Source organism: Stieleria sp. JC731, assembly GCF_020966635.1.
Classification (GTDB): domain Bacteria; phylum Planctomycetota; class Planctomycetia; order Pirellulales; family Pirellulaceae; genus Stieleria.
The window spans coordinates 1,107,528-1,133,887 of record NZ_JAJKFQ010000011.1 but is presented as its reverse complement, the minus strand read 5'-3'; the positions used below and the strand labels follow the sequence as shown (position 1 = coordinate 1,133,887).

Here is a 26,360-nt window from a genome sequence, read left to right as displayed (position 1 = left end):
GGTGCGGTCCGATAGACGCTGTGACGGGATCTGCGATAGACTGCTCGTTTGATAGATCTGCCAACGTGTTGAATATTTACACCTGCGGCACACACATACCGTCAATTTCGTCGCCGACTGCAAATCGAAATGAGCCCTACTGTATTCCTTGCGATGGACCTTCCACTTGCGCTACTTGCCATGCAAAGCGACGGTGCAGAGGCGGAGCGTGCCGGGGCCGCCGATATCATTTTGAGCGGCGGCATCACAGGTGCATTGATCTTGATCGTGCTGCTGGGACTAAGCTTCTTTGCAGCCTATCTGGTATTCGATCAAGTGATGACACTGCGAAGAAGCGAAGTGCTACCGGAAGGCTTGGGTGAAACCGTACGACAATCGCTCCTGACGTCTCGAATTCCCGAGGCCGACGCGGCATGCCGTAGAGAACCAAGCGTGCTCAGTGTGGTGCTTCTTAGCGGCCTTGCCGAGATGGACTTTGGTTGGCTGCAGGTAGAAAAATCCGTCGAGGATGCTTTGGCTGAACAATCATCAAGGATGATGCGACGAATCGAATACCTATCGGTCATCGGCAACATCGCTCCGATGGTCGGACTGTTAGGGACCGTCACTGGGATGATTTTCGCGTTTCAGCAAGTCGCAACGACTCGAGGTGCGGCCGGTGCTGGCGACCTCGCCGAAGGCATTTACCAAGCTTTAGTGACAACCGTGGGTGGATTGATCGTCGCGATTCCTTCACTCGCTGCCTATGCGATCGCACGAAACCGCGTTGACACCCTCATTGCGGACGTCGCCTTTCAAGCTCAACACGCTTTGGCCCCGATCAAGCGGCGTCCCAGCAAGCAAGTCGCACCACCCAAAACGCCAAAAACATAGCGTCAGTGGTATCGCGATCAGCCGTTTAATTCGCTGACCTGTTCGTTCAGCGTTAGCAGATCGTAAATCAACCCAATCCCGAGCAGACCACCGGTTAACAAATAGAGCACACCGCTAAATATCTTTCCCATGTAAAAGCGGTGGACACCGAACACGCCCAAAAAGCTGAACAGTACCCAAGCCAGCGTGTAGTCGATTTCTCCGATTTTATACCGACGCTGAGCATCATCGACCATCGACTGCATCGTGAACGCATCGATGATCCATCCGACAAACAGCAATCCTCCGGTGAACATGTAGATCAGCCCTGTAATGGGCCGACCGAGATAGAAACGGTGAGCCCCAAAGACTCCCAAAATCCAGTAAAGGTACGCAGCGAGCGTCAAATGAGACGGAGGTGTCTGGGCGTAGATCGCAGATTGTGGAGCTTGGTAGGCGTTTGTGTAACTTGTCATTTTTCCCCTCTCAAATCAGTTTCACCGCCAAACTGGCAGCATGCATCGACGGCAAGTGGGCTTCGCCAACTGTCAAAGTTAATGACGAGATAGTCGCCTTGCGTTTTCGACCACAAAATCAGCGATCGGGACTAACAAGGCAACTGACTGAACGAAGTCCAATTAGCCGTCAAAGGATGTTCGCAACTTCCGTACCTATCTTGGCTCGAAGACAGGATTTTCGGGGCGGAGGCGTCTAGAGATTGGCCGTCGCTTTTTTGATCGATGGTTCACCGAACGACCAATCGAGAAGATGCCTCAACGCCCGTGCATGAAATCGACGCTTCATCGACCAGCATCATACTTGGACGCCTAACGATCCAAGCCACGGTACTGCAGGGGAGTGCCTGCATCCTGCTGATAGCCGACTTGGCTAACGGTCGGCGGCGTTGCTAATCCCGTCATTGGCATAACTGCTGGCGAGATCGCGAGAGGACTGATCGTTGTTAGATCGACGACCTTGCCAGCCCCTTGTGGAACGACGAATAGATTTGGATCGCCGCTTAGAATTTGGTTGATCGCATACATCCCAACGTCCACTTGCATCTCCAGCGGATCGCCCGCCGCAGGTGTTAGCTTGAATCGAACCGTATGCGGCAATGAGCAACCTTGTTCTGCGTAGAACTGGTGATTCGACGCATGGCTTTCGGCGATCAGTTGACCCGAAGGCGAATAAACGTACTGGTCGATGACGTGCCCGCCGGCCGCATCAATTGTGTAATACCGACGGAAGTTTCCAGCAGGCTTCCGCACTAGCGTTTGCAACACGATTTTGCCGTCGCTCGAAAACTGCATTGGCTGATCAATCGTCGACGGATCAATCTGCGCCAACCCGAGCGAATCGATCAACCAAGTTGGGTCGACTGGTAGAATCGCATGGTTGAGCTGGGCTTGGTATTGATCGTGCCTAGCGTAGTAAAGCGTTCGACTAAAATCTTCAGGGACTTCGAACCAGAACAAATCGTTGTTGCTGCCGATGTCTAACCCAGATCCCATCACCACAGGCAAGCGTGCACGCATCCGGAAATTTCGGTCTCGCTGCAAATTCACAGTCGCCGAAAGCTTCGGCAGCGCTGGCATCGAAATCACGTCCACAGTCGCCGTATTGGTCGACAACTCACGAATGACTGATGTGCGATTGATTGCCGCAACCAAGTCACTGACCGTCGGGGCCGAAGTCAAAACCGGGGGCGGAGGAGGCAGCGTTAATACAGGATCACGCCTTGAGCAGGTCGCACCGCCCGAGACAAAGCAGACCGAGACCCACATTAAGACGATTAGGAAACGCATCCGTGCGTTTTGTCGATACATCAAACCTTCCTAGCATTCCGTCATGTGGGCAACCGGCAAAAAGGTGGCAGCGCTCTCGTTCCTCAAGTCCTATGCAACTACCAATTTTTCAGTTTTGATCGCGAGGGCAATCCTGGGTCACAGACGGACTTCCGACGGATTAACGGATTATCAGTCTGCAGTCTCGGTTTCACTGGCCTCGCAGTAGAGCAACTCGACCAAGGATTCACTAAGAGCCTCGGATTCTGTTTTTCCGATTTTGCATTCAAGAACCTCGATTGTGGTTCCGTCATCGACGACTTCCAGGTTCATGAATTTCAGCTCGTCCGACGCCGGAGTTGCTGAATCGATCACCCTGACAAATCGCCGTCTCAAGAGCATCAAGGCCAATAGGAATCTCAATTTCGCCTGATCTGCGTCCGATTCCATCTGCCGCAACAGATCGATCAAGACCTCCCGCGGGGCCAAAACCATCTTGCGCTCGCCATTGAGCGGCATCTGGCACTTCCAAAACCCGACAGCCCCCTCAGGCGGGGACTCCCAAGCTTCAGCCGAATAGTCGCGACGCTGGTACCCTTTGTCGTCACCGATGACGACGCTGTAGTACCACTCGCCCTCCTTCAGTGGACGTTTTTGATCGAAACACTGACGGGTGCTTCGGTTGACTTTGTATTCTTCTAACATGCGCGATTGATTACCAAATTGACCATCATTGCCGCGAGAGATGTCGATACAGAAACGGTGAAGCGAATCTTGGGATTCTACCGAACCAGCGAAGGGCTTTCGCACCCCTTGTTGCCAAACCAATCGTAGCCGTAGCTTCCCAAAGCGATGCTGACGCCCATCGTCTCATCTGCGATCGACTCGTCAGCCCCAAACTTTTCAATTAACTCGACATGATCTTGATTGCGACCGACGAAGCCGGATATGGCCCCAAACTTGGTCCGCTGGTGATCGCCGCATCCGTGTGGCGGATTCCGGATGAATTCGCTGAAGACAATCGATGCGATGCCTTTGCTGCGCTTCGTGAAACGATTGTGGTCAACAAAGCTCGCATCAGCGTGAACGACTCCAAGTCGATATTCAAACCCAAAAGTCGCACCGGCAACTCTCCTACAGCCCCAACCGTTGCTCCCTATCACATCCTCCAATGGGTCACACTCGCGGGTTGGTTTGGCTGCTCGCCAGAGCGACAACTGATGCACTTATCAAAAGATTTGGCTCCATATGACCATGAAAGCCTTCTGAACATTCCATGGCTCGAATCGTTTGCCAATGAGAGCCTTGACAGCAGTTGTGCGAAACCGATTTGGGATCACTGGGATCAAGGCGCTGCAAAGCTGCTTGGAATGACCGCCCGAGTCATCTGTGCTGCAGAATTCAATTCGTTATGCGAGCGGGGACTCAATAAGTCGGACATCCTCGGCGAGTTGACCCTGCAGCTCGTTCGAGACGCTCTCGATGAAAACAGCCCTCGCTCGATTTGTCGCGATGCGGGCGAGGCTATCGAAGTGTTTTGTGATCGCCATGGTGGACGGCGATACTATGCAGGACCGCTGCAATCGGCTTTCGACGGTACGCTAATACAAGTTGTAAACGAGGGCAAAGGCGAAAGCCGATACAACGTTCCGTTCCAAGACGAGCAGTTCGGTATTCGATTCACGGTCAAAGGCGACACGTTCACTCCGGTCGCTTTCTCGTCAATGGTGGCGAAGTACTTGCGTGAAAAGTCGATGGAGTCACTGAACAACTATTTCGCGGCAGCTCACAAAGGCGACACGCTTTTACGTCCGACTGCCGGGTACCCCGTGGATGCCGATCGATTCATCGAAGAGATCAGCCCGATCATGGATCAGCTGAAGATTGAACAAAGCAGGCTGGTGCGTTGCCGCTGATCTTTGATCGTCGAACGTCTAAATTCAGTGCGTTCGAATGAGCGCGGTGCCGTTCTGAATTGACTGGGGAGCAACCAGATAAAAAGGCTGATTTGAAACAACTTCTCGGCCGTTGGCCATGAACAGCCTCAGTCGCACAGACCAACGCAAGCGAATCAGCCGCCCGTGATAGCTCAAGGGTGTCGCGGGCAGGACGCATGAAAGCGACTGACGATCGGCCAAGCCACTACGCAGGATTTGTTCTTGTTCAAATCGCTTGAAGTAGTGGACATTTAGGTCGGTGTCACCCTTTCCTTCGGTAAACCACAACACCGAAATCTCGACCGCAGTGACCGAATCTAACGTCACGCGAGAGATTCGCCAGTTCGCAGTCAGGTCACATCCGCCTTCGTAGATGCCGTCCTCACGACATAGCTCGATACTCATCGCGGGTTGCGTTTCGGCGGCAAACCCGGTGGATGGACGACGACGGGATAATTTCGGCAGAACGATCGCCACGGGCGAGCTTCTCCAGTAACAATGACTTTCCAGCGGATCGCGTTGTGCGACCCGACAAAGGAATGCATCACATTGGGCGGTAGGTCAAGCGTGAATTGTTGCTCCCAAGGCCTTTGTGGGTCAACTCGAACATCACGCTCATTACACAAATCCTGCGTGAATACTTCATATTTCTCCACGCGTACATCGGTGCCTTGCCTGTAAACCGTTTCTTCTTCGCAAGCCACACGAATTCTCAATCGGCGAAGCCGCAACTTACCCGACTGTGAAACAAATAGTCGGTACTTTCGCCCTGGATACAAAGGATGATCGCTAATTTCGACGATAGTCGCGCCAACCCCCACCGACTTGCGAAGCTGCACCAAAAAGTACTTGAAGGACCAGTAACCGATACCGGCAAACGGGACCAATAAGCCGGCCAATATGTAACGGGGCTGATTGTGCCAAAAACCGAGAACAACGACCGCTAAAAGCACAAACCAGACGGTATTCCAAAGCAATGCCAGCAGCGTCGGACCGACCAAATCCCAACCGCCGGAGTGCTCAGCCGCCATTCGATAGGTCAGACGCTCTCCCGGACTGTCAGTTAGGAAGTCCCCGCGTGGAACTGACGGCATTCGCTCAATACCTTCGGTTCCGGGCACAATGATCTCAATCGATTGGGCTTTCTTGGCCATCGCCGAACGCCGCTCGTGACTCGCCCCAACTCTGAACAGGCGATACGCCAGTCCGCCTCCGCCAGTCAGAATCGCCGCCACGCCAACGATGCCAAAGATCCAGCTCGAAAGGGAGCCACCATCCAATTCGGGAACTTGGCCGGACGGATCGAATGAGGCCAAATCCTTCAGTGGCTTGAGTGATTCCCAAGTCGCCAATTGCTCGATCAAAACTAGCGACAGTACAAAGACACCGACCAGAAAAACGCCGGTGAAGAAGGCAGTCTCCCAAAGCAAGCTTCGCAGCTCGGTCCCAATGAACCGCTTTCCCCGCTTTTTGCTCCAAGGACGAGGAAAACGCATACGAACAATGGAATCAAATGAAGGCTGCGGACGGAAAACAAACTCACAGGGCACGTGTTTGCCCAGTGGAATGCTGGCCACATTCTAGCCGCTTAGCTTGCCAATGATTAAGGGCACTGACAGCGAAAGCCTGACAATGCCTCTGATTCGAGCCATGAAGACCGTGGTGGAATCTGATTCCAGACACTCGGCGAGATGCGAACGCACCGATCGAACCAAACCGCCGGTTAAAATCGGTCAAGCAGTTCGCTCGCGTACCACGGCTTGGCTCGCGTGAAAAGCTCACCCCACCGAAACGTTGCATGCGGAAGAACACAGCATCGAAACAGCTGCGCAGCAATCAAGGAGCTGCACCTAAAAGAAAATGGAAAGCCTGAATCCTGTCAAACTTTCCATTTTATAGTCGCCCGTTGGAAGCACCTTTTGTCTGATCGTGGCCGGGTGAATCAGCGGTACGGATGCTCCCTTCTGGCGCTAATAGCGACGTTTTTTCGTTCAGCCGTTCGCTCGACAACCCAGTCCCCATAGAAACGAATATGGGGAATCAGGAAGCAATATGAAACGACAAAACTGGGGAGCGAAGGAAAGTTTACCGAGGTTGGTCGGGACGACGACTCGGTCGATAAAATCCTAACTCCTCTAGCGCGGCGTAAACTTCACCGAGCGTTTTCTCACCAAAGTTGCTGATCGAAAGCAATCGTCGTGGAGTCGCTTTGAGCAAATCACGGACGGTCAGAATACCTGTTTCTTCCAAGCAGTTCGTTGTGCGAACCGAAAGCCCCATCTCTGCGATGCTCAAGTCCAAACGTTCTTGACGCAAGCGAGCTTCCTCGTCGGCGCGGCTCAACGGAATTCGAGTGCCCATTCCAAACTCCTTTTGGTGGTGAGTTGTAAGTGTGGTCAAAAGGTAACGCTGGCGGTAAAGCCTGCAAGTATTTTCAGCTCTAAAAAACTTGGTTTTGAACAAAACAGGTTGCTATCAAAAAGAAAGCGACCCATCGCTTTGACACGACAGGCCGCTACAGAAGATCCGTTTGTTTCGTCGATGCTATGTCCCTGCTTTTTCGTACAGGGAAGATCGGGGAAGACCGTGCTATGTCCCCGCCAGACAGCCCTGTCCCTGCCGGAACGCCCAGAGCCCGTGCTATGTCCCTGCCGCAAGGCGTCGTGCTACGCAAGGCGTCGTGCTATGTCCCCGTTCCAGATTGAGAGCAAACCCCTGCTATGTCCCCGCGTCTGGGAATGGACGGAGGTGCCATGTCCCCATTCAACCGGAGACCGTGCTATGTCCCCGCATCTGAAGACCGACGTGCTATGTCCCCGCTTGTGGAACGGTCAAGCAGCCGCTGGAGAACAAGGCGACCTGACCGGCCCGATAGCTCGAATCGCTTATTTGACGGTCGAAAACTTGAACACGGTTGACGTTTCGTATTCGTCACCCGGTTGCAAAATGGTCGACGGGAAGCTTGGCTGGTTTGGGCTGTCTGGGTAGTGCTGGGTTTCAAGGCAGAATCCGCCACGGTAAACGTATTCTTTCCCAGCCTTGCCCTTCAAACGCCCATCCAAGAAGTTGCCGCAGTAGAACTGGATTCCGGGTTCGGTCGTGGAGACTTCCAAAACGCGTCCAGTGGTTGGTTCAACAACGCGAGCAGCCAGGGTCATTTCGCCAGTCTGGCCAGCCTTGTCCAAGACCCAGTTGTGATCGTAACCACCACCGAACTTCAACTGTTCGTTTTCTTGTTTGATATCACGCCCAATCGGCTTGGCTGTCGTGAAGTCAAATGGGGTCCCTTGTACGGCAGGAGTTTTGCCGGTGGGAATCAAGGTCTCGTCAACAGGTGTGTACCGGTTGGCGTTCAGCATCAATTCGTGATCGAGAATCGTTCCTTCACCTTCGCCTTTCAAATTGAAGTAGGTGTGCTGAGTCAGGTTGACTGGCGTCGCCTTATCGGTGGTCGCCAAGTAGTCGATTTTGATTTCATTATCATCAGTCAACGTGTAGGTGACTGAGCAAGCGAGGTTACCTGGATAACCTTCTTCCCCATCCTTCGCGTTGTAGCTCAGCTGAACCGCGTTGTTGTCGTCATCGACTTTCAGATCCCAGATCACTTTGTCAAAGCCGATGATGCCGCCGTGAAGGCTGTTCGGCGTATTGTTAATCGGCAACGAGTACTCAGTACCATCGATGGTAAACTTACCTTTGGCGATGCGGTTTCCATATCGTCCGACAACGGCACCAAAGTAAGGCTTGTCAACGGCGTTGGTGTAGCTGCGGATATCGTCATACCCAAGAACCACGTCTCCCATTTCGCCTTTCTTATCCGGGACGACAATTGACATGATTATCGCACCGTAGTTGGTGACTTTGACCGTCATGCCCTGCTTGTTCTTCAGGGTAACAATCTTAATGTCGTCGGCCGTTTTGACTTCGGCAGCAGAGGCAACAATGGGACTAACAAGCAGAGCTGCAGCGATGGCCGCTACGGTATAGATCGGTTTGAGAGAGAGCATCGTAGATGTATGACCGAGGAGGAAGGACAATGAAATCACGCCAAAAGAAACTTGCCGGTGGGAAAAGACCGACAAGTCATTGATGGTTGTCTTTATCGAACCCGGTCCAATATCCAAACCGGGTAAGCCTATTTTAGGCAGAAACGGTGGGCTGCAGGATGACTTTCATCGCGCCTTTTTCGCCGGCGTACAACCGCTTGAACCATTCAGGGCCTTCTTCCAAAGTCGCTTTCGCCGTAATCAGCGGCTCGACCTTGATCGCCCCCGAGTTCATCAGTTCGATACACGCGGGGTATTCACCGCACGAAGCACAGGTTCCGTAAACACTCAATTCGCGAGTCACGATCGCCTGCAGTGGCATTTCGACGCGAGGAGCCAAGTTGCCGACCAATGTGATCGAGCCACCTTTGCGAACCGATTCGACAGCGGTATTGATCGTCGCGGTCGCACCGACAACTTCCAGTGCGACATCGGCTCCCCGCCCGTGGGTCAGCTTTTTAATTTCCGCAACGACGTCCACTTCGCTCGCATTTAGACCGACATCGGCACCCAATGAGAGCGCCGCATCCAATCGATCTTGGTCCAAGTCGACAGCGATGACTTTGGCACAACCGGCCAACTTGATTGCCTGGATGGTCAACAAACCGATCATCCCGCTACCAACGACCACAGCCGTATCACCAAGAACAACAGGAGTTCGGTTGGCTGCATGGACAGCCACAGAAACAGCTTCAATCAGTGCCGCGTGCTCAAATGGCATCTCATCGGGAAGTCGATAACAAATGTGCTGAGGCACAGCGACCTGCTCTGCGAATGCCCCATGTCGACGGTATTCGCCGCATGAAACGCCAAGGACCATTCGGTTGTCGCACAGATTGATTTCGCCACGACGACAGTGAAAGCACTCGCCACACGAAACTGTTGAGTCAAACGTGACGTGATCGCCAACTTTAAAGTCAGTGACCTCATTGCCAACTTCCATGACAACCCCCGCAGCCTCGTGCCCCATCACCAACGGTGGAATGCGGCGTCCGCTGCTGCCGTCGTAACCGTGGATGTCGCTACCACAGATTCCGCAGGCGCGAACTTGGATCAAAAGATCCTTGGGCCCTACAGTGGGGTCGTCGACGTTGGTGACTTCTAGATTTTTGTATTCCGTCAGCAGCATGGCCTTCATGCGTCAGTCATCCCGGTTGGTCGTGAGTGTATTGGAGGGTTATTGTGGGAAAATTTCCGCCAACAGCGTATCCGATCGAGCGGCGGACGCAATGAGTTCTATAGCGATGAACTTTCAACCGTTACCCAAAGAGGATGGCGATGATCACCGACGTTGTGATCAGTGACGCCCCACCCAAACGGGTCAACATCGTCTTGCGGCTCAAATTCGCTTCGTTTCCGCCAAAGAAAACGGCAGTCCCCCAAGCCAACAGCACTCCCCAAATCCCACGCATCGAGTAAATCACGTTGACTCGAGCAGCGTCCCCGAAGGTCGAAAGTGCATAAACGATGCAGATTGCCTGCATCGCGATCAGCATTCCTCCCAACAAAAGCGATCGGCGGACCAACCGGTCACGGAACTTGTCTCGCTGCAATCCCAAGAAAAAGACCGCCGTGTATAGCCCGACAAACCAGAACATGATCGGCAGAAATCGCCCGGTTTCCCACCGCTGGTTGGCACAGAAAGTCTGGATCAAGACATCAAAAATCGAAAACGAGATGCTGGCCCCAAACGCGCTCAGCACGGTGTACCACAGTCGGTTCCGCGTGCCCGATCCGGTCCACTGAACCAAAGCGATCCCAACTGTCGCTAGTGTGGCCGCAATCCAAATCGCCAGTGGCAATGTGTGGCCCCCGAGTACCGTTAGCAGAATCGCAACCAACAGGACTTTGATTCCAAATAACGGGGCGGCAATCGAGACATCACCGTAGTTGATCGCCGAGAACGTTCCGATCTGCCCCAGGATATAGAACACCGCGACCAAAGCTGGCTGCCACAACAACTCTATCGGAACCGGCTTTTCGCCGGTCAACCAAAAGAGTGAAAACAATGCGGCTCCCCAATAGTTCGCGACCAGCGAAATCGTCCAAGGGTTCGTACCTGCGAGTGTTGCTTTTTTAAGTAACAGCAACCCACCAACAAACAGCAGACTAGCCAGAAGTGGAAATACAAGGTGATATGAATCGGCCAGCACAGATGTCGCTTTCGATGTTGTCGGTCAATTTGATTGCCGGTGGTCGCGTAATCGTCTATGTGTAAAAGGCGACGAATCCATCCGACAATGAGGCTGAAACTTATAAGTTTGCCCAGCTCGCTATAACGTAATCACGATTTTGCCGCCGACTGCGTTACTTTCTTGTAGCTGATGCGACTGCGCAGTTTCTTCGATCGTGAAAGCCGTAGCGATGTTTGCTTTTAGTTTTCCTTCAGACATCCACGTATTCATGTCCTCAGCGCAAACTTTCATTTCATCGGCCGAAGCTTTAAACATCACAAAGCCGTGAACGGAACACTCTTTGACATAGAACGGCCCAACCGGAAACTCCGGTCTTGAATCGCGTCCTGCCATCACGATCATCCTGCCGCGTGGCGCGAGCATATCGATCGCCTCATCAAAGTTTGGCATTCGTCGCGTTTCCCAATGCAGGTGAACTCCATCGGGGGCGACCGCTTTGACCGATTCGCCAATCGAAGCCTGTGTATAGTTGATGACATAATCGGCGCCCAATTGCTTCGCACGCTCAACCTTCTCGGCGTTACCAGCGGTGGTAATGACATTCGCACCGACGGCTTTGGCCATCTGAACAACCATCGAACCGACACCACCGGTTCCACCAACAACAAATACCGTTTCGCCTTTGGTTAGCGCGCCGTACCGAAACAGGCCCAGGTGGGCGGTGACTCCGACCAATGCATTTGCTGCGGCTGTCTGGAAGTCAACATTATCGGGAAGCGGAAAACACCACTGCGAATCAACACAGATCAACTCGGCTGTCGTTCCTTGCCGCCCAAGCAAACCTTGATTGGTGCACCAGACTCGGTCCCCGACCTTAAACTCCGTCACGCCTTCACCGACCGAATCGACAACACCAGCAGCATCGCACCCCGGAATGAAAGGCCTTGGCAAATCAAAAGCAACAAGTCCGCTTCGCACATAAGTGTCGATGGGATTGACGCATGCCGCGTGGACGCGAATGCGAACCTGACCTGCAGCGACCGAGGGCTCATCGAGCTCGCCAACATTGATGACTTCAGGTCCGCCGGTTTCGTTTAAGTAAGCTGCCTTCATGAAGCTCGATCGTGCGTTGCTCAGGAGTATTGGGATTGCCAGTCGATGCCGTTCAGTTGAGACAACGCGAGGATCAATGCTTGAGTTCCATCACGACCGTGTCCCTGTCCGGCTACGGCATTATAGAGCTGATAGCCAAGTGCCAACCCGGGTAGGGCCAGCTGCATGCGTGATGCCTCGTCAAGGGCGATCTTCATGTCCTTTAAAAAGTGCTCGACGAAAAACCCTGGATCAAAGTCCCCGTTGACCATGCGTGGGGCAAGATTCGAAAGTGACCAACTGCCTGCCGCGCCGGATGCGACACTCTTTAGCACTGTGGGAATATCGAGACCAACTTTATGGGCATACAACAAGCCTTCGCAGACGGAGATCATGCCGCTGGCGATCAATGTCTGGTTGACCATTTTGGTGTGCTGCCCGGCGCCCGGCCCACCCTGACGAACGATGGTCTTGCCCATCAATTCAAACAGAGGATGCAGGCTTTCAATTGTTTGCTCGTCGCCCCCGATCATGATCGAAAGGGCAGCGTTCTTTGCACCAGTGTCTCCGCCACTGACAGGGGCATCAATCGATTGAACGCCAACCGCTGCTGCAGCCCTAGCGATTTCGACTGCCAAGCTAGGTTCACTGGTCGTCATATCGACGATGATGGCTCCTTCTCGTGTCCCGGCTAACACTCCGTCGGCACCAAGGATGACACTTCGAACATCAGTGGGAAAACCCACGATCGTGAATATCACATCGCTGTTTTCAGCGACTTCTTGGGGACTGTTCGCGATGCGAGCCCCCGCGTCGGCGAGAGGCTTTGTTTTTTCCCGACTTCGGTTGTAAACGGTTGCGGAGTAACCTGCGCTAATCAAATGACCGCACATGCTTTTCCCCATCACTCCTGTACCGATCCATCCGATGCGTGTCTTATCTGGGGCAATTGTGGTCATCAATGGTCAATGGAATTCGAGTATCGAGACTGTGGTTTTTGTCAGCAATGTAACAGAAAACCGACCACGCATAGCATGCGGTGACTGGACTCTTGCAGAGTGTTTTGTTGCGTCAAGACGCTGATGAATGACAGATCAGCGATCAGCGGCGTTGTCTATTCGAGCAGATAATATGGCCAGCCATCGACTACAAGAATCGAAAAGACGTCGCAGGGAAAACCCCGATCACTCGGCTTCCCAGCGAACGGCAAACGCGCGGGCAGCCAACAGAAATACGACACCAGCGATCATAAGGACGCCCAACTGTGGTGCGAGGCTGCTAACAGGCAACTCCCTCCAAAAAACCTTGTCGTAGCCATCCAAAGCCCAGGCGTTGAAAGTCCACTGACCGACTTCACGCATACTGTCACTCATCACATAGCGCGGCACCATCGAACCGCCAAGTGCACTCATCGTAAGAATTAGAATCACGGACAAACCATTCAGCTGACCACGACTTTTGCAAAGCGTTGCCAGGAACAGCCCGAATGCTGCTGCCGCACCACTGGTGACGACCGTCATCATCACAAAACCATCGAGATGCCCAAGTAAATCCACTCCGAATACAAGTTGCCCCCAGATAAACATGACGGTGACTTGAACAAATCCAAGCAGCGTCAAATAAAACCACTTCCCGAGCAGCAATTGGTCCATCGACATCTGAGACGAAAGCAGACGATCAAGCGTTGCACTTTCGCGTTCTTCCAATAACGCGCCGCCTCCACCGCTTGCGCCAAATAGCAAGAACATGACCGCGATACCGGCGGCATAGAGGCTGATGACGGGATTTGATTTCCCATGCCCCATCACGTCGATGATTCGAAGTTCGCCGTCAGCTGATTCGCTGAAGGCCAAGTCGTCTGTACTTGGGGATGAGGTGTCTACAGTGGGATGTCGATCTCGCTGCGATGAAAAAATTGGCGGTTGCGATTGAGGACCTGGCGATTCGACAGAGGGACGTCTGGCGAGGGAGGCTTGTTTAAAGACGCTTGGTGGAGCCTGCTTGGTGACAGCCAAGATTTTTGCAATGATCGCGGAAACGACTTGCGGTGCGACTTGATCGGAAGAGTCTTTATAGAGTGTGACGGTCACATCGCTGTTTGAATCGTGATGAACAGCGATTCCCACCGCCGCGTTACCTCGACGGACCAGATCGACGATCCCTTGCAGCTTGGCTGTTCGACCATCTTTTTGAGTTTGGCCGGGTTCGCCTTGGGCTTCGCCGAGAGCTGGCATCACCCTCAAGCCATCACTTTGTTTGATCGCATTGGTAATGGCGGACGTTCTATCGGATTGATCCAGATCGGAAACAGCGACTTTAACTTTCGCTGTCTGACCAATCCCAACGCCTTTGCTAAAGATCAAAGCGAAAACGCTGAAGAAGACCACAGGAACGACAAAGGTCAACACAAGCTCGACCGGATTGTGCAACAAGCGTTTAAAGTTGACGGTCAATACTGTCCAGATCATTTGTCAGCGATCCTCTCGCATCATCAATGATTAGTCTCGAAGTTCGTTTCCGGTTAGTTCCAGAAAAACATGATGCAGCGAAGGAGCTTGCACGTCGAGGTCGACTACTCGATAGCCTTCGGTGTGTATTGAGTTGATCAATACGGCAAGCTGCTCGTTTACATCATCGATTTTCGTTTCGATCGCGCGGGAGCCTTCGGTGACAAGGTTGTGTGATGGCCCTACGATTCCAGGACGGAGATGATGCTTCAATCGAAATGGTGCTTGCACAGCCCTATCCAGTCGTATGCGGACTAGATTTGAATGACCAACGGTTTTCGCGACGAGCTCATCGAAAGAACCTTCGGCGACAATTTTTCCGGCATCCAGAATCACGATCCGATCACTTCGCTGCTGGGCTTCTTCGAGATGGTGAGTCGTTAAAAGGATGGACGTACCGTTGCGACATAGTTCGTCGAGCATCTCGAAAATGCGTTGACGACTTTGTGGGTCGACCCCAACGGTAGGCTCATCAAGTAGCAGGATTTTGGGTTGATGGAGCACACCACAGGCGATGTTTAATCGGCGTTGCATTCCGCCGGAGAAGGTTTTAACGAGATGATGCTTCCGGTCTTCGAGTCCGGTCCATTTCAGTGCCCAGGAAACCTGCGAACGAATCGCCCTACGCGGGACGCCATGAAACCTAGCGAAGGCAATTAAGTTTTCCCGCGATGTCAAATCATCGTAGAGAGCGATTTCCTGAGGGATCCAGCCGATCGCCTGCTTCGCAAGCTTCGACTGCCTTGGTTGGCCAAACACCAAGATTTCACCACGACTGGGGACACAGCGTCCGGCTAGAGATCGGATCATGGTTGACTTTCCGGCACCGTTCGGACCGAGGAACGCTAATCGCTCGCCGTGACGCAGTTCGAACGAGACCCCACGAAGCGCCTCCACGCCCCCATAGCGTTTGTGCAGATCAACAATTCTCAGTGGCAAGTCATCCATTCCTTCCACCATCCCACCGGGGACATAGCACGCTCATCAGGGACATAGCACACGTTAACACTCGAAGCCGATACACCGGGGACATAGCACGCGCATGTTTACAAGACGGTTCTGGTAGGGACATAGCACGCGATTTCGTTAACGAACGAATCCATGACATCGCTTCAGATCGAGAGCAGGTGTTCGGAACCATTGCTGAGGGCTACACAAATTCCCACTCCCATCCTGTCGCATTGTTGCAGATCATGAAAATCACGTCATCGCGGATTCGCGAGCATAGCGACCACCTAAAGGCAGAGTAGATTTCGCCAATTACTCTAGTTGCTAGCCGCTCCCCCAAAGCTCGCGAGCGACCGGCCGAATTGGGAAACGCCTTCCAGAAACCAAGCCACGCGCCTGGATGAGATTATCCAGCTTTGCTGCCACATGCGAAAACGCTTTGTCAAAGCCGGATATAACCGTGATCCACGAGCGTTCTGAAATCCCCAGACGCTCCAAAACGGGGGGATAGTGCATTGGCGTCTTGCCCCGCTTACCTGGCTTCAGCTGTCTTGCGGACCAATCAAGCAACTCAACAAACTGCTTGCAATTGATTGGCAAGAAACCTTTATTGCTACATCGCTGACCCAACTCCCCTGGTTCAGAGCCGACAGAACTGCTCCGCTCGTCAATGAAAAGTTTCGATAGAAAGTGATCGACTCGGATCCGCTTGGCAAAAGACACTTCCCGTGCCGCTGGGCGGTTGTGATCTCCCTGCATCAATTGACATTGAAACTCCGACTCGATCCGTTTTCCGATCGAGGTAAATTCGGCATGTTCAATCGTTTCCGCCATCGCCGCGCGGATCGGATTGAGCTCAACATATGCTGCACACGCCAGTAGCGATTCTTCATCGTCAATACGCACAGCTACAAAGCGATCCTGCCAGAACCGTCCGGATGCTTTATCTTCTCGATTTGCTCGCTGCGCAACTCGCTGGTTTAGCAGACGCATCCACCAACTGATATCCGAAAGCCGCTTGCGGATCTCTTCGATCTTTCCAGGACCATTGCAGATAGAATCGATTTCGTGGTTGGTTGGTTCCGATGCCATTCCGCCAACACGTCGCTTAGGACAGATTGATAGCCAACGTCGAGCAACCTCCAAATCACTCCAATGGTCTACGATGTCGGGACGAGAACGCAGGACCAGGTGATAATGGTTTGACAGAATGCTGTAACACAGCAGGTCAATCCCGAATAAACCGGCAAAATGCCGGAGCAAATCTTCAATCCATCGCTTGCGGTAGTCAAAGTTTTTACCGCTAACAGGATCGGTTCCTAGAAAGTAAATCCCACGCACAGTTCGACTGATCGCGTGCACAATGGTGGGCTCATTAGGATCAATAATCTCTCCGCGAGATAGCCTGGACATCGACAAAGCCTCGGTTATCGGATTCTTTATCGCTGCAATTCGGTGTCAGCATTGAAGTTTCCGGATACCTCCCTTTGATCCAACGTCAGCGGCTATTGCAACATGTTTGAATTCCAAGGTCAACAACTGCTTTTAGTTCATTGATTGCGGGCGGCATATTTTTCGGAGTTGGACAATCGGGTTCGCCACCACAAAGCAATCATCTTGCAACGCGACCTAACACAGCGACACGACTCGGGTTTACCCTCATGCGTCGCGATCTGAGTTGCGACTTTTTTGATGCTTCCGCTAGCGTCCTGCTATGCGGCAGACATCTTGTGGCAGCCTAGGACCTGGGCCTTTCCACACAGATATCACATCAGTCGAATCAATTGCTTGCACTTGAAAGCAGGGTCAATATTGACACCTGTGGAGATCGAATGCCCAATGAATACTCAGCCTCAAATCGCATTGGACGATCTCTCACTGTTTGGCTTACGCGAAGAGCCTGCGATATCGGAGCAAATGATTGTTAATGAAAACCGACTGGCAGAAAACAATGAATTGGCCGACCGAATTTTGAAATCGGTGTACTGGGAGGCAGATCGTGATGCAGCGTTCAACCGGTACTACAAAAGCAACGACTTTGCAAACACGCTCAAGCTACTAAAGATCTTTAGCGTCGCCCCGGATCGGCCACTGGTGGAAATCGGTGGCGGGAGCGGCTTCCTTTCGTGGGCTTTGAACCGAAGGGGATTTTCCAATTTGACGCTTATGGAGCCAAATCCACACTTCATTACGGGGACTGGCTATTTACGAAGCAGAGAGGATTCGCAGGGCATCAAGATTGCCAACTCCCTGGAAGGATTTTACGAGTCCAGCACGAAGTTCGATACCGTCGTGACCAGGAATTGCATTCATCACTTCCGGAACATCACTTACGTCGCGAGCTGCATTCGCCAAAAAATGAACACTGGCGGCCAATGGGTTGTGATCCGAGAGCCCTACATCGAATCGGCGACGGAACTTTACCAATTTTTGCAAGGCCACCCCTACAGCCAACCGTACGGCATCTACGAATTCGGCTTTCCTGCTAGCTATTACTGCGACTCGATTGAGCTTGCAGGCTTTAAACTGAAGAGCGTTGTACCTGCCGGCTACGCTAACAGCTCACTTGCACAATTCAGCGAAGAACGGGGACGCACGCTCAATAGGCTTGGCAGCAAATTGACCGACACGATCCTGAAATACGCTCCAAGCACGACGGTTAAACTATTCAGAACCGAGCAGGCGATACGCGATCTTCTAAACATTCACAAGAGCCTTTTCAGTAAACCTCAAGTGATGGTTTTTGAACGCGTTGAACTTGGTGAATTGCCTGAGAATGCGATCTGGTACCGCCCCTCAGCCCTGCCAGACATAGATCTAAAAGACCAAAGAACCGCAGCGTAGCATAGGCAACCCTGCAAAGACCGTGAGCACAGTGCCCCCAGAAAGGCTGCTTATGATGCTATGTCCCCGCTGAAACTGGAAGCAATGTCCCCGACGAGAAACGCGTGCCCTGTCCCTTGAGCACTTTTCCCCGATGAACTTTGACACTTGCATACGTGCTATATCCCCGTGGAATTGTCCCCGTGCTATGTCCCCTATGAAAGGATCCTGAGAATGGCGACGTGCTATGTCCCTGATGGAATCCCTGATGGAAATTTAGGTGACGTGCTATGTCCCCTTTGGAATGGGCTGTAGAGAATGTCGGCCCCGCGGAGAGTGCCGGGTACTTTGGGGCTGAGCTATTTGGCGAGTTCGTCGGCGACGATTTGATCCAGACGTAGACCGGAAAAATCAATCGCGGCTACCTTTCCGTCTTTGCCAATCACGGCGACAAAGGGCATCGATACCAAACCGAATTCCGCCGCGACAGGATTCGCGACGCCACCTTCACTCGATGAAACACTGCGGAAACTCGGGAACCCAAGCCCGCTCCGAGCGACAAATTCTCGTAGTGGCGACTCCTCGGGATCTAAATTCATCCCAATGATCGAAACTCGCCCCGCTTCGGCCTGTTCGATCTCTTTCAACTTCGGAACGATTTGTAGCGAAACCGGGATCTGCATCACCCAAAAAGGCATCAATACAACTTTGCCCTCGTAGTCCGGCGGAGCAACACTTTGTCCGACAATTACCGGGTACTTCGCGAAATCAAATGTCGTCCCGACAACCGACTTCCGCGCCTGCATCGCTTGACGCGCTGTCAAAACCTCCTTCGCAATCGCCGATTCATCCCCACTGAATGCATCGGACAAACGCTCGAAAGTCGCCTCGACGAATTCCCCGCGATCAAACACCTCAAGGTGCAACGATGACTCCAACAAAAACCGCACCGTGAACACATCAGGTGAATCCGCTAGCAACTCGTCGACAACATCGACCCATCGAGCAATTGCAACTTCATCGTTGTCCAAAATCGCATCCAACAAGCGTCGCGCTCGGTCGTACTTGGCAGTCCCAGCAGCATCCGAAGCGATCTGAGCAATCGTGGGATCCTCCGAGTTACCATACAGCGCCAAGATCCGCTCGCGAACAGCGGCTGCCTTATCAATCATCCCGTAGTCGCTGAGCACTTGCCGAGCCTCTGCCAACATCAATACCGCTGGGATATCAACCCGCGAAGATGCTTCGATCGAATTAACAAGCTCCAACATCTCGTCAGCAGCCTCGTCCGAACCGGCTCGCAGTTCATCAATCGCGAAACCGATCAACACAATTCGGCTGTCACTAGAAACCGAAGGGATCGGCGACTTGAGATTCTCTTTCGCAAGGGCCTTCAAAGCCTTCGCACTCGCAAGATCACCCATCGAAGCCAAATGTGACAATGATTGAATCTGTCCACGCAAACCCGCCGTCTGCTGATCAGTCGTCGCGTCAGCATGATTCTTCAACTGCAGTGACGCCTCGAGCTTCTTGCGAGCAATCGCCTCCAGCATCTTCGTGATCTCAATCGGATCCTTCAGCTGCGTCTTCCCCTTAGCAATCGCCTCCATATCGCGATCACAATACTGCAGCCAATCGATCAACTCCTGAGCAGTAAAGTCGCTTCGCAGTTGACGACGATTAAGCTCATCGGCCAAATCGGCTTGATCGCCACCCGCCGCTGCGGAACCTTGATCCTTTCCGGCAAGGGCGATTTTCTCGGAACTTGAATCGACGCTATCGACCGGTGCCATCACCAAGGGCGTCACCGGAAGCTCTTCAACTGGTGCCCCTGTTTGACCGAGCCCTGAACTTGCCGCCCCCGCCACAACAGGTGGCGTCAACTCGCTCGGCTGATTTCCCTCCGTCACTTTTCCACGATCAGCTCCAGAAGCGGTCGCATTCACAGCCTTACCGGCGGCGTCGTTTTCGACCCCCGTCAGCACAGATCCACTTCCACCCGCGGTCTCACCAGCAGAAACCTCGGCATCGCCGGGCTCGGAGGACCGATTGCACCCGGCCCCAACGACGACTCCGAGACAGATCGTTACGAAGAATGTTTTTCTGAAATGGCGAATCATGCCGGTGCCACAAATCATTGATGAATGAACTTGAAAACCAACCCTGGTCAACAAACGACTCTTCAGACTATATCCGAAGCGCTGGTCAAAGACTGCGCCAGCCTGACAACACACTGCCTTGCTTACCAATGCCCCCCGGGATAGCCGAACTGATTACCCGCCGAACGGGATGACGCGTCCCGCACCAAAGTTTTTTAGCGGAAGGATCACCAAAGGCATGCCGCCTTACCCAGACTGCCTTGACTTTGATCGCTTGGAGCACCTATCGAAGAAACGATGGAAAAGGCTCAAACGATCCCCGTGCAACGTCCCAGTCGCTGGGACAAACCACTCGACGCATCGATGTCCGATGCCGATGTGGCATGGTTGCGCACTCGGGCGCCTTTCAACGGAATGGATCGATCGGCGTTTCCCAAGGCGACTCCGCTAGACGGAATTCTCCGCTATGACTGCAGACTGCACCGTGTCGAACCGGGCGAAGTCATTGTCCGCGAGGGCGACTACGGCAACAGCGCTTTTTTAGTGATTACCGGCAGCGTCCGAGCCTTGCTCGATTCGCTACCCGAAAGTCAACTCGGACGTGAAGCAACACGTGTGATCGATTGGCTGGAAGCACTGCGGCGATATCTCGGCCGCTCACCTTTTCGCGAAAGTCGATCGTCGGAACAAGTCAGCATCAACGCGACCAACGATCGTTCAAAATTGATCCGTGACATCGATGATCGGCAAGCAGTCTTCCTTCAAGACACCGACGCGATCTTCAATCGATACGAAAACGTTAGCCTCGGCCCCGGCGAACTTTTTGGCGAAGTCGCAGCAATGTACCGTTCACCACGGACCGCCACCGTCATTGCCGAAACAGAAGCGGCGTTGCTCGAAATTCGCTGGCAAGGTCTTCGTGTCCTCCGTCGGGATCGCAAGTTCGCCGACACTCTCGAAAATCACTATCGCAACCATTGGCTGCCGGTACACCTCAGGGAAATTCCTCTGCTGCGTTTTGTTCCCGAAGAAAACATGGCACGCGTAATCGAGTCCACCCAGTTGCGGTCTTATGGCCGACTGGAATGGAACGCAGACTACAAGAAAACCCGCAAGCTACCTCCAAACGAACAAATCGCGTCGGAACCTTTGGTGCTTGACCAAGGACAATTCCCGACCGAACTGATCATTGTGCGCAGCGGCTTTGGACGACTATGCGTCCGTCACGGCGCAGGCCACCAAACAACAGCCTATCTAGGGAAAGGACAATTCTTCGGCCTCGAAGAGATCTCGTACAACGCGTTTCGTCCCGAATCGATGCCTTCGATTCCGTACCAACATTCGCTCCGAGCGGTCGGCTTTCTCGACGCCCTAGCAATCCCGGTAGAAGTTTTTGCTGCAGATGTCTTACCACACGTTCGCAAAAACGAACTTCCTGAAGTCGTCGGTCACCTTGTCGGGACGAAGACTGACGCGTTGAAAGATCGACGTCTCAACCGCACCGAAAACCGCCGGACTCAACCAGCAACTCAAAAGCAAACGAGCCCACAAGACTCCCAAGAATCCATGGGTAGTTCGTTCGAATCGACGAGCTTATTAGAATTCGTCGTGCAAAATCGCTTCAACAATGGTCGCGACGCGATGGTGATCGATCTCCATCGATGCACGCGATGCGATGACTGCGTTCGCGCATGTGCCGATGTCCATGACAACAACCCACGGTTTGTTCGGCAGGGTGCCGTTCATGATCGGCTGCAAGTTGTGCAAGCTTGCATGCACTGCAACGACCCCGTGTGCATGATCGGTTGCCCTACAGGTGCGATCGCACGCGATATGAATACCGGTGTCGTTTCCATCCATGATTCGATCTGCGTCGGTTGCGGAGTCTGCTCTGCCGCATGCCCGTATCAAAATATCGCGATGGTTGAGATCAACGACAAAAAGGGCCGTGCCTATGTCGACGAACAGTCTGGTCGGCCGATTAAAAAGGCAACGAAATGCGATCAGTGTCGTGGTCTGCCATCGGGACCGGCCTGCGTCGCGGCGTGCCCTCATGATGCATTGGTCCGAATCGACCTCAGCGAATCGAAGCCTCTCACACAATGGCTGGAAGGGCGAAGCTGAACATGTCTGGCTCACTATCGCTATCGATTCGCAAACGTCGTTTTATCGCGATCGCAATAACCGCAATCGCAATTTTACTGATGTGCATGTGGGTGAAAAGCGAACGTGATGGGCTTGGCGAACCTCACCTCGTTTCCGGTTTCGCTGTTTTTGCTGGATTGGTGATGCTGATCCTGCTAGGGGTCCGACGGCGAATTCCATTTTGGCCATTAGGCAAAGCCAGCACCTGGACTCAATTCCATATCTATACGGGCTTCTTTACCTCAGCAGTCTACTTGCTACATGTTCCCAGCATCATCGGCGATGGCTTGCTGGAATCGTTCCTATCGCTGCTTTTCGTGATGGTATCGGCTAGTGGCTTCTATGGTTTGTACATCAGCCGAACGCTCCCCAAACGATTGACCGCCGTAGGTCACGAACATCGGTTCGACCGCATCCCATGGACTCGAAAAGAACTGGCGACGGCTGCCGAGTCGATGCTGAAGAAGATTGCCGAGCCGTCGGCGAAAGATGTGTTAGAAACATTTTACCAAAAGACACTGGGGCCATTTTTTAGCGCCAGCCCTTCGTTTGCCTACGTCTTGGTTCCCACCGGAACTCGTCGGCGCAGACTGCTCGGAGACCTTAACCATCTGCACCGATACCTAGAGCAGGATGGCCGCAGCATCGCAGGACAGTTCGCTTCGCTTGTTCGGCAACGCGATGACTTGGATTACCAGTATGCCTTGCAATTGCGACTACGCGTTTGGATTGTCTTCCATGCGATCATGTCGTTGCTGCTGTTGTTGATATCGATCGTTCATATCGCTGCCGTGTTCCAGTTCGCATGGTAGCGTCCGCGTTCGAATTAATCCTGATCCCCAATCGCGGCGTCGCCTGCCGACCAACAAACCAACGCAACATTTTGTTTCCAGTCATGCACGATGCGTGAGAACGAATTCACAATCCCTGATCCTCCTGATAACGATCGACCAAACGATCAATGGCTTGGAGAATCAGATCAACAACCAAGTTTGACTTGGTTCGGGCGCCGACGTCGCTGGTATTGGGGCGGGGGAGTCGGTGCGCTCGTATTAAGCGTCTGTTCGATTTGGTTTATCCCGTCAGCAGTGCTGTTCAAACCGGGAGAACTCTCTTCGCCGCACGCACAAATCTTGGCAGGGTCGGTCGGCAGCGAACGCTGCGCAGCCTGCCATGACTCGGAGTCTCTGAACGTAACCGCTTGGTTTTCATCCGCAAGCGAAACGCCAGGACATAAGGGCGTGAAGCAATCGGACCGCTGCCTAAACTGTCATCACCGGACGATCAATACCAACCTTGCTCGCGCGGCACATAACTTACCCAAGTCCGTTCGTGACGAACTGACGGAGTCGTTTCGATTGGCTGCAGCTGATAAATTTCGTTCGGGCGAAGGTCCAGGTTTTCAACTTTCGCAACTGGTAAGTACAGGAACATCGATCGACCAAGACGACATCGAATGTAGTGTGTGTCACCGAGAGCACCATGGCGCCGACGGTCACCTGCTTGCCGTCACCGACAACCAATGTCAAACCTGCCATGCCGTCCAATTTGGTCAATTCGATCGGTCACATCCGCAATGGGGCCAGTGGCCGTATGGACGAGGCGGATCGATCGCATTTAGTCATGCCAGCCACCAAAACAAACATTTCCCGGGCTGGCAAAACGGTTCTCTTCGGTTTGACTGCAACCGCTGCCATCCCGATCGCAAGGTCGTAGCCGGTTTGCAAACCAACCGTCGTGGCGAATTGCTGCGCACCGTTGCCTTCGAAACCGGATGCGCCGCCTGCCATGAATCCTCGATGCAGACCACGATCGGCCCCGGAATCGAACTGCTAGCGGTGCCTTCGATCACTACCGAAACGGCTGCACGCCAAAAGAACTGGCCTGAATCCGCAACCGGATTCATCGATGGCCGGATCTCACCGCTGATGGAATTGCTACTCCGATCCGACAAGCAGGCCGCCGAATCATTGCACCAAATCCCTGATGGTGAACTTTCGAGTTTGAATCCCGAGAACATCAAGAGCGAAGCAATTTCAAAATCGGTTGCCGAAGCGACGGTACGACTGATCGACGAAATTAGCCAACAAGGACATCTCGCGATTAAGAACCGGCTTGCCACTGCGGGTACGATCAACCATCCACTCGGTTCCGTCCTTCGTACTCTGCCGCCGCAACTGATCATCGATGCTCGCCGCGAATGGTTCAAACCGAAAGCTGCTTCGGCTGACATAAAAGAAGCACTTCGCCTTCAATCACAAGTTCGCCAAGTCGTTGCCGATGACGATGATTTACTTAGCGAAGACTCGTCGTTGTTGAACTCCGACTCACTGCTGCTGGAATCGAGCGATGACGAATTGTTGATCGATCCGTTGGCATCATCCCCTAGCGATGATCCACTGATCGAACACACTGAACCTGAACTGACGCCTCTGAATGTCTCGCCTGAATTTGACGCTGGCACCATGGCCGGCGAGGGTGGCTGGTATCGGGACGACCTTCGATTGGCGATTCGCTATCGTGCATCAGGACATACCGACCCAGTATTAAAAGGCCTGATCGAAATGTTTAGCGGACTGAGTGACGCCGATCCGCTGAAAGAACGGTTCATGAACGTCCCGGCCGTCAAAGCCTGCGTAGATTGCCATAGTGGCGCGACACGACTGCCTGCGTCGTGGGAAGCGATCCCGAGTGTTGGAGGCAAACGCGATTTTACGAAATTCTCGCATCGCCCCCATTTAAACGTTTCGCAACTAGGGCAGTGCACTTATTGCCACAAGGTCAGCGAGGGACATGGTGATGTGGAAGGCGAGCATGACCCGTCGCTAGTCGATTTTGAGCCTTTAGAAAGGCAAACGTGTGCAGCCTGTCATACTAAAAACGCGGCGAGCGATAGCTGCACCACGTGCCATCGGTATCACATCGAACACTGACATGGGCATCGTGCTTGGCATGATGCCCAAGATCGACTTTGAGGAATGTCAGCTACTTTGCGACAGCTGGATTGGCCGTACCATCATCGTTCAGATTTCCGGTGGACCACAACAATCCTCGAGCGATGAAATCTAAATAACGGGCGTCTTCAACGGTTCCGTTTTGGTGGCCCAGCGAGGTGCTAAATATCCGCGTTTGCTCGGGACCATATAGATTGGTCCAACCGATCACAGCGGTTGCCTTGGTCGGTTCAGCATCGGGATTATCTTTCAGTGCACGTCGGCTTGGCGGTTGAATCTGGTCACCGCGAACCAAGACCGAAGTGCCTGAGAAAACTTGCACATTGTTGTAAAGCTCTTCGTCGATTGTGGTCCAAGGTTTCAGGCCTTTGACAATCGGATTATCTGATTCGAAGCTGATATCGATAGGAATCTTAGGACCGTGGCCCGTCGACTGCACGCCGATCATTTCGTACCAAGCAGCGTTGTCGGCACCCTTTTCGACAGGATTGCGAAAGTCACCCCAACGATAGCTATGCATCGCGCAGTGCAAGTTGACTGCCGGAACGCCATTTTTGTGTGCGGCAAGAATTCGTTCGACGTAGGGCTTCTCGGTGACTGCAGCCGAGCACTCGTCATGAACGATGACATCGTACCCATCGGCCCAATCATCTGATTCATAGATCTCGAACCGCGTGTCGGTACCGCTGGACGGATTGAAGACGACAGTCACTTCGGAAGAGACGCGTGCTTCGATCCCTTCTTTTAGCAACGTTGTTTGAGTTTTGTAGTCATGGCAGCAACCGCCGGCGACCAACAAGACCTTCAGTTTTTTGTCTGCGGCAAACGACGAGACGCTCAATAGGCAGACGAGCGACAGCGCAAACCAAGCACGAAGCGAATGAAGCATGGAGGTACTCACGGAAGGAGGAAGGGAAGAGCAGGTGGGAGGCAACGCTACAAATCGCGATTTAAACGTCTGGTCTTAGAGACACCTTCTAAGCCAAGGTGCAAGCAAGGCGTCCTGACGATCGAGACAGCGTTACCAAATGATAGTGG

Annotated in this window: 22 protein-coding genes; 6 read left to right on the top strand and 16 right to left on the bottom strand. The window is 53.1% G+C overall.

What is annotated here, in order from left to right:
* The first annotated feature begins 129 nt into the window (after positions 1-129).
* A complete protein-coding gene (locus LOC67_RS21080) occupies positions 130-873 on the top strand; it encodes a MotA/TolQ/ExbB proton channel family protein (RefSeq protein WP_410001165.1) in 744 nt (247 codons plus the stop codon).
* Between the two features lie 17 nt (positions 874-890).
* On the opposite strand, the gene LOC67_RS21075 is transcribed toward LOC67_RS21080, so the two are convergent.
* The 3 genes from LOC67_RS21075 to LOC67_RS21065 all read right to left on the bottom strand — a co-directional run bounded on the left by LOC67_RS21075 (position 891) and on the right by LOC67_RS21065 (position 3,341).
* Positions 891-1,328 (bottom strand): TM2 domain-containing protein, encoded by a 438-nt coding sequence (locus LOC67_RS21075; protein WP_230264788.1) that lies wholly within the window; start codon positions 1,326-1,328, stop codon positions 891-893.
* Positions 1,329-1,679: 351 nt separating this feature from the next.
* Positions 1,680-2,678 (bottom strand): hypothetical protein, encoded by a 999-nt coding sequence (locus tag LOC67_RS21070; RefSeq protein WP_230264786.1) that lies wholly within the window; start codon positions 2,676-2,678, stop codon positions 1,680-1,682.
* Positions 2,679-2,828: 150 nt separating this feature from the next.
* Positions 2,829-3,341, bottom strand: a complete 513-nt coding sequence (locus LOC67_RS21065; protein WP_230264784.1) for a hypothetical protein — start codon at positions 3,339-3,341, stop codon at positions 2,829-2,831.
* Positions 3,342-3,553: 212 nt separating this feature from the next.
* Between LOC67_RS21065 and LOC67_RS21060 the strand changes: the two genes are divergently transcribed.
* The gene (locus LOC67_RS21060) at positions 3,554-4,552 is read left to right on the top strand and encodes a hypothetical protein (RefSeq protein ID WP_230264783.1); all 999 of its coding nucleotides are present in this window, start codon (positions 3,554-3,556) and stop codon (positions 4,550-4,552) included.
* Positions 4,553-4,576: 24 nt separating this feature from the next.
* Here LOC67_RS21060 and LOC67_RS21055 read toward each other — a convergent pair whose 3' ends face one another.
* The 11 genes from LOC67_RS21055 to LOC67_RS21005 form a co-directional block, all read right to left on the bottom strand.
* Positions 4,577-4,978 carry a hypothetical protein gene (locus tag LOC67_RS21055; RefSeq protein ID WP_230264782.1) on the bottom strand — a complete coding sequence of 134 codons (402 nt, stop codon included), beginning with the start codon at positions 4,976-4,978 and terminating at the stop codon, positions 4,577-4,579.
* Complete coding sequence (locus LOC67_RS21050) at positions 4,975-6,069, bottom strand: hypothetical protein (protein ID WP_230264781.1); 1,095 nt, start codon at positions 6,067-6,069, stop codon at positions 4,975-4,977. Before LOC67_RS21050 ends, LOC67_RS21055 begins: the two co-directional genes overlap by 4 nt.
* A 589-nt stretch (positions 6,070-6,658) precedes the next feature.
* A complete protein-coding gene (locus LOC67_RS21045) occupies positions 6,659-6,934 on the bottom strand; it encodes a DNA-directed RNA polymerase subunit alpha C-terminal domain-containing protein (RefSeq protein ID WP_230264780.1) in 276 nt (91 codons plus the stop codon).
* 524 nt (positions 6,935-7,458) lie between these two features.
* Positions 7,459-8,580: an aldose epimerase family protein gene (locus LOC67_RS21040; protein WP_230264779.1), complete on the bottom strand. Its 1,122-nt coding sequence runs from the start codon at positions 8,578-8,580 to the stop codon at positions 7,459-7,461.
* A 133-nt stretch (positions 8,581-8,713) separates the two neighbouring features.
* Positions 8,714-9,757: a galactitol-1-phosphate 5-dehydrogenase gene (locus LOC67_RS21035; RefSeq protein ID WP_230264778.1), complete on the bottom strand. Its 1,044-nt coding sequence runs from the start codon at positions 9,755-9,757 to the stop codon at positions 8,714-8,716.
* Positions 9,758-9,878: 121 nt separating this feature from the next.
* Positions 9,879-10,772, bottom strand: coding sequence for a DMT family transporter (locus tag LOC67_RS21030; protein WP_230264777.1), 894 nt, complete (start codon positions 10,770-10,772; stop codon positions 9,879-9,881).
* Positions 10,773-10,892: 120 nt separating this feature from the next.
* Positions 10,893-11,867, bottom strand: a complete 975-nt coding sequence (locus LOC67_RS21025; protein WP_230264775.1) for an NADPH:quinone reductase — start codon at positions 11,865-11,867, stop codon at positions 10,893-10,895.
* A 20-nt stretch (positions 11,868-11,887) separates the two neighbouring features.
* Positions 11,888-12,796, bottom strand: coding sequence for an NAD(P)-dependent oxidoreductase (locus tag LOC67_RS21020; RefSeq protein ID WP_230265086.1), 909 nt, complete (start codon positions 12,794-12,796; stop codon positions 11,888-11,890).
* A 234-nt stretch (positions 12,797-13,030) separates the two neighbouring features.
* Positions 13,031-14,314: an ABC transporter permease gene (locus LOC67_RS21015; protein ID WP_230264774.1), complete on the bottom strand. Its 1,284-nt coding sequence runs from the start codon at positions 14,312-14,314 to the stop codon at positions 13,031-13,033.
* A gap of 30 nt (positions 14,315-14,344) precedes the next feature.
* On the bottom strand, positions 14,345-15,301 hold the full coding sequence (locus LOC67_RS21010; protein ID WP_230264773.1) for an ABC transporter ATP-binding protein: 957 nt from the start codon (positions 15,299-15,301) through the stop codon (positions 14,345-14,347).
* 324 nt (positions 15,302-15,625) lie between these two features.
* Positions 15,626-16,714: a hypothetical protein gene (locus tag LOC67_RS21005; protein ID WP_230264772.1), complete on the bottom strand. Its 1,089-nt coding sequence runs from the start codon at positions 16,712-16,714 to the stop codon at positions 15,626-15,628.
* A gap of 426 nt (positions 16,715-17,140) precedes the next feature.
* Here LOC67_RS21005 and LOC67_RS21000 point away from each other — a divergent pair, with 426 nt between their 5' ends.
* Positions 17,141-18,145: a class I SAM-dependent methyltransferase gene (locus LOC67_RS21000; protein WP_230264771.1), complete on the top strand. Its 1,005-nt coding sequence runs from the start codon at positions 17,141-17,143 to the stop codon at positions 18,143-18,145.
* A 338-nt stretch (positions 18,146-18,483) separates the two neighbouring features.
* Here LOC67_RS21000 and LOC67_RS20995 read toward each other — a convergent pair whose 3' ends face one another.
* Positions 18,484-20,244 (bottom strand): TlpA family protein disulfide reductase, encoded by a 1,761-nt coding sequence (locus tag LOC67_RS20995; protein WP_230264770.1) that lies wholly within the window; start codon positions 20,242-20,244, stop codon positions 18,484-18,486.
* A 276-nt stretch (positions 20,245-20,520) separates the two neighbouring features.
* On the opposite strand from LOC67_RS20995, the gene LOC67_RS20990 reads away from it, so the two are divergent.
* From LOC67_RS20990 to LOC67_RS20980, 3 genes are all read left to right on the top strand, one after another.
* The gene (locus tag LOC67_RS20990) at positions 20,521-22,347 is read left to right on the top strand and encodes a cyclic nucleotide-binding domain-containing protein (protein WP_230264769.1); all 1,827 of its coding nucleotides are present in this window, start codon (positions 20,521-20,523) and stop codon (positions 22,345-22,347) included.
* A gap of 2 nt (positions 22,348-22,349) precedes the next feature.
* Positions 22,350-23,180: a hypothetical protein gene (locus LOC67_RS20985; protein WP_230264768.1), complete on the top strand. Its 831-nt coding sequence runs from the start codon at positions 22,350-22,352 to the stop codon at positions 23,178-23,180.
* Between the two features lie 90 nt (positions 23,181-23,270).
* Positions 23,271-25,301 (top strand): cytochrome c3 family protein, encoded by a 2,031-nt coding sequence (locus tag LOC67_RS20980; protein WP_230264767.1) that lies wholly within the window; start codon positions 23,271-23,273, stop codon positions 25,299-25,301.
* Between the two features lie 52 nt (positions 25,302-25,353).
* On the opposite strand, the gene LOC67_RS20975 is transcribed toward LOC67_RS20980, so the two are convergent.
* Positions 25,354-26,211 carry a ThuA domain-containing protein gene (locus LOC67_RS20975; protein ID WP_230264766.1) on the bottom strand — a complete coding sequence of 286 codons (858 nt, stop codon included), beginning with the start codon at positions 26,209-26,211 and terminating at the stop codon, positions 25,354-25,356.
* Positions 26,212-26,360 lie beyond the last annotated feature (149 nt).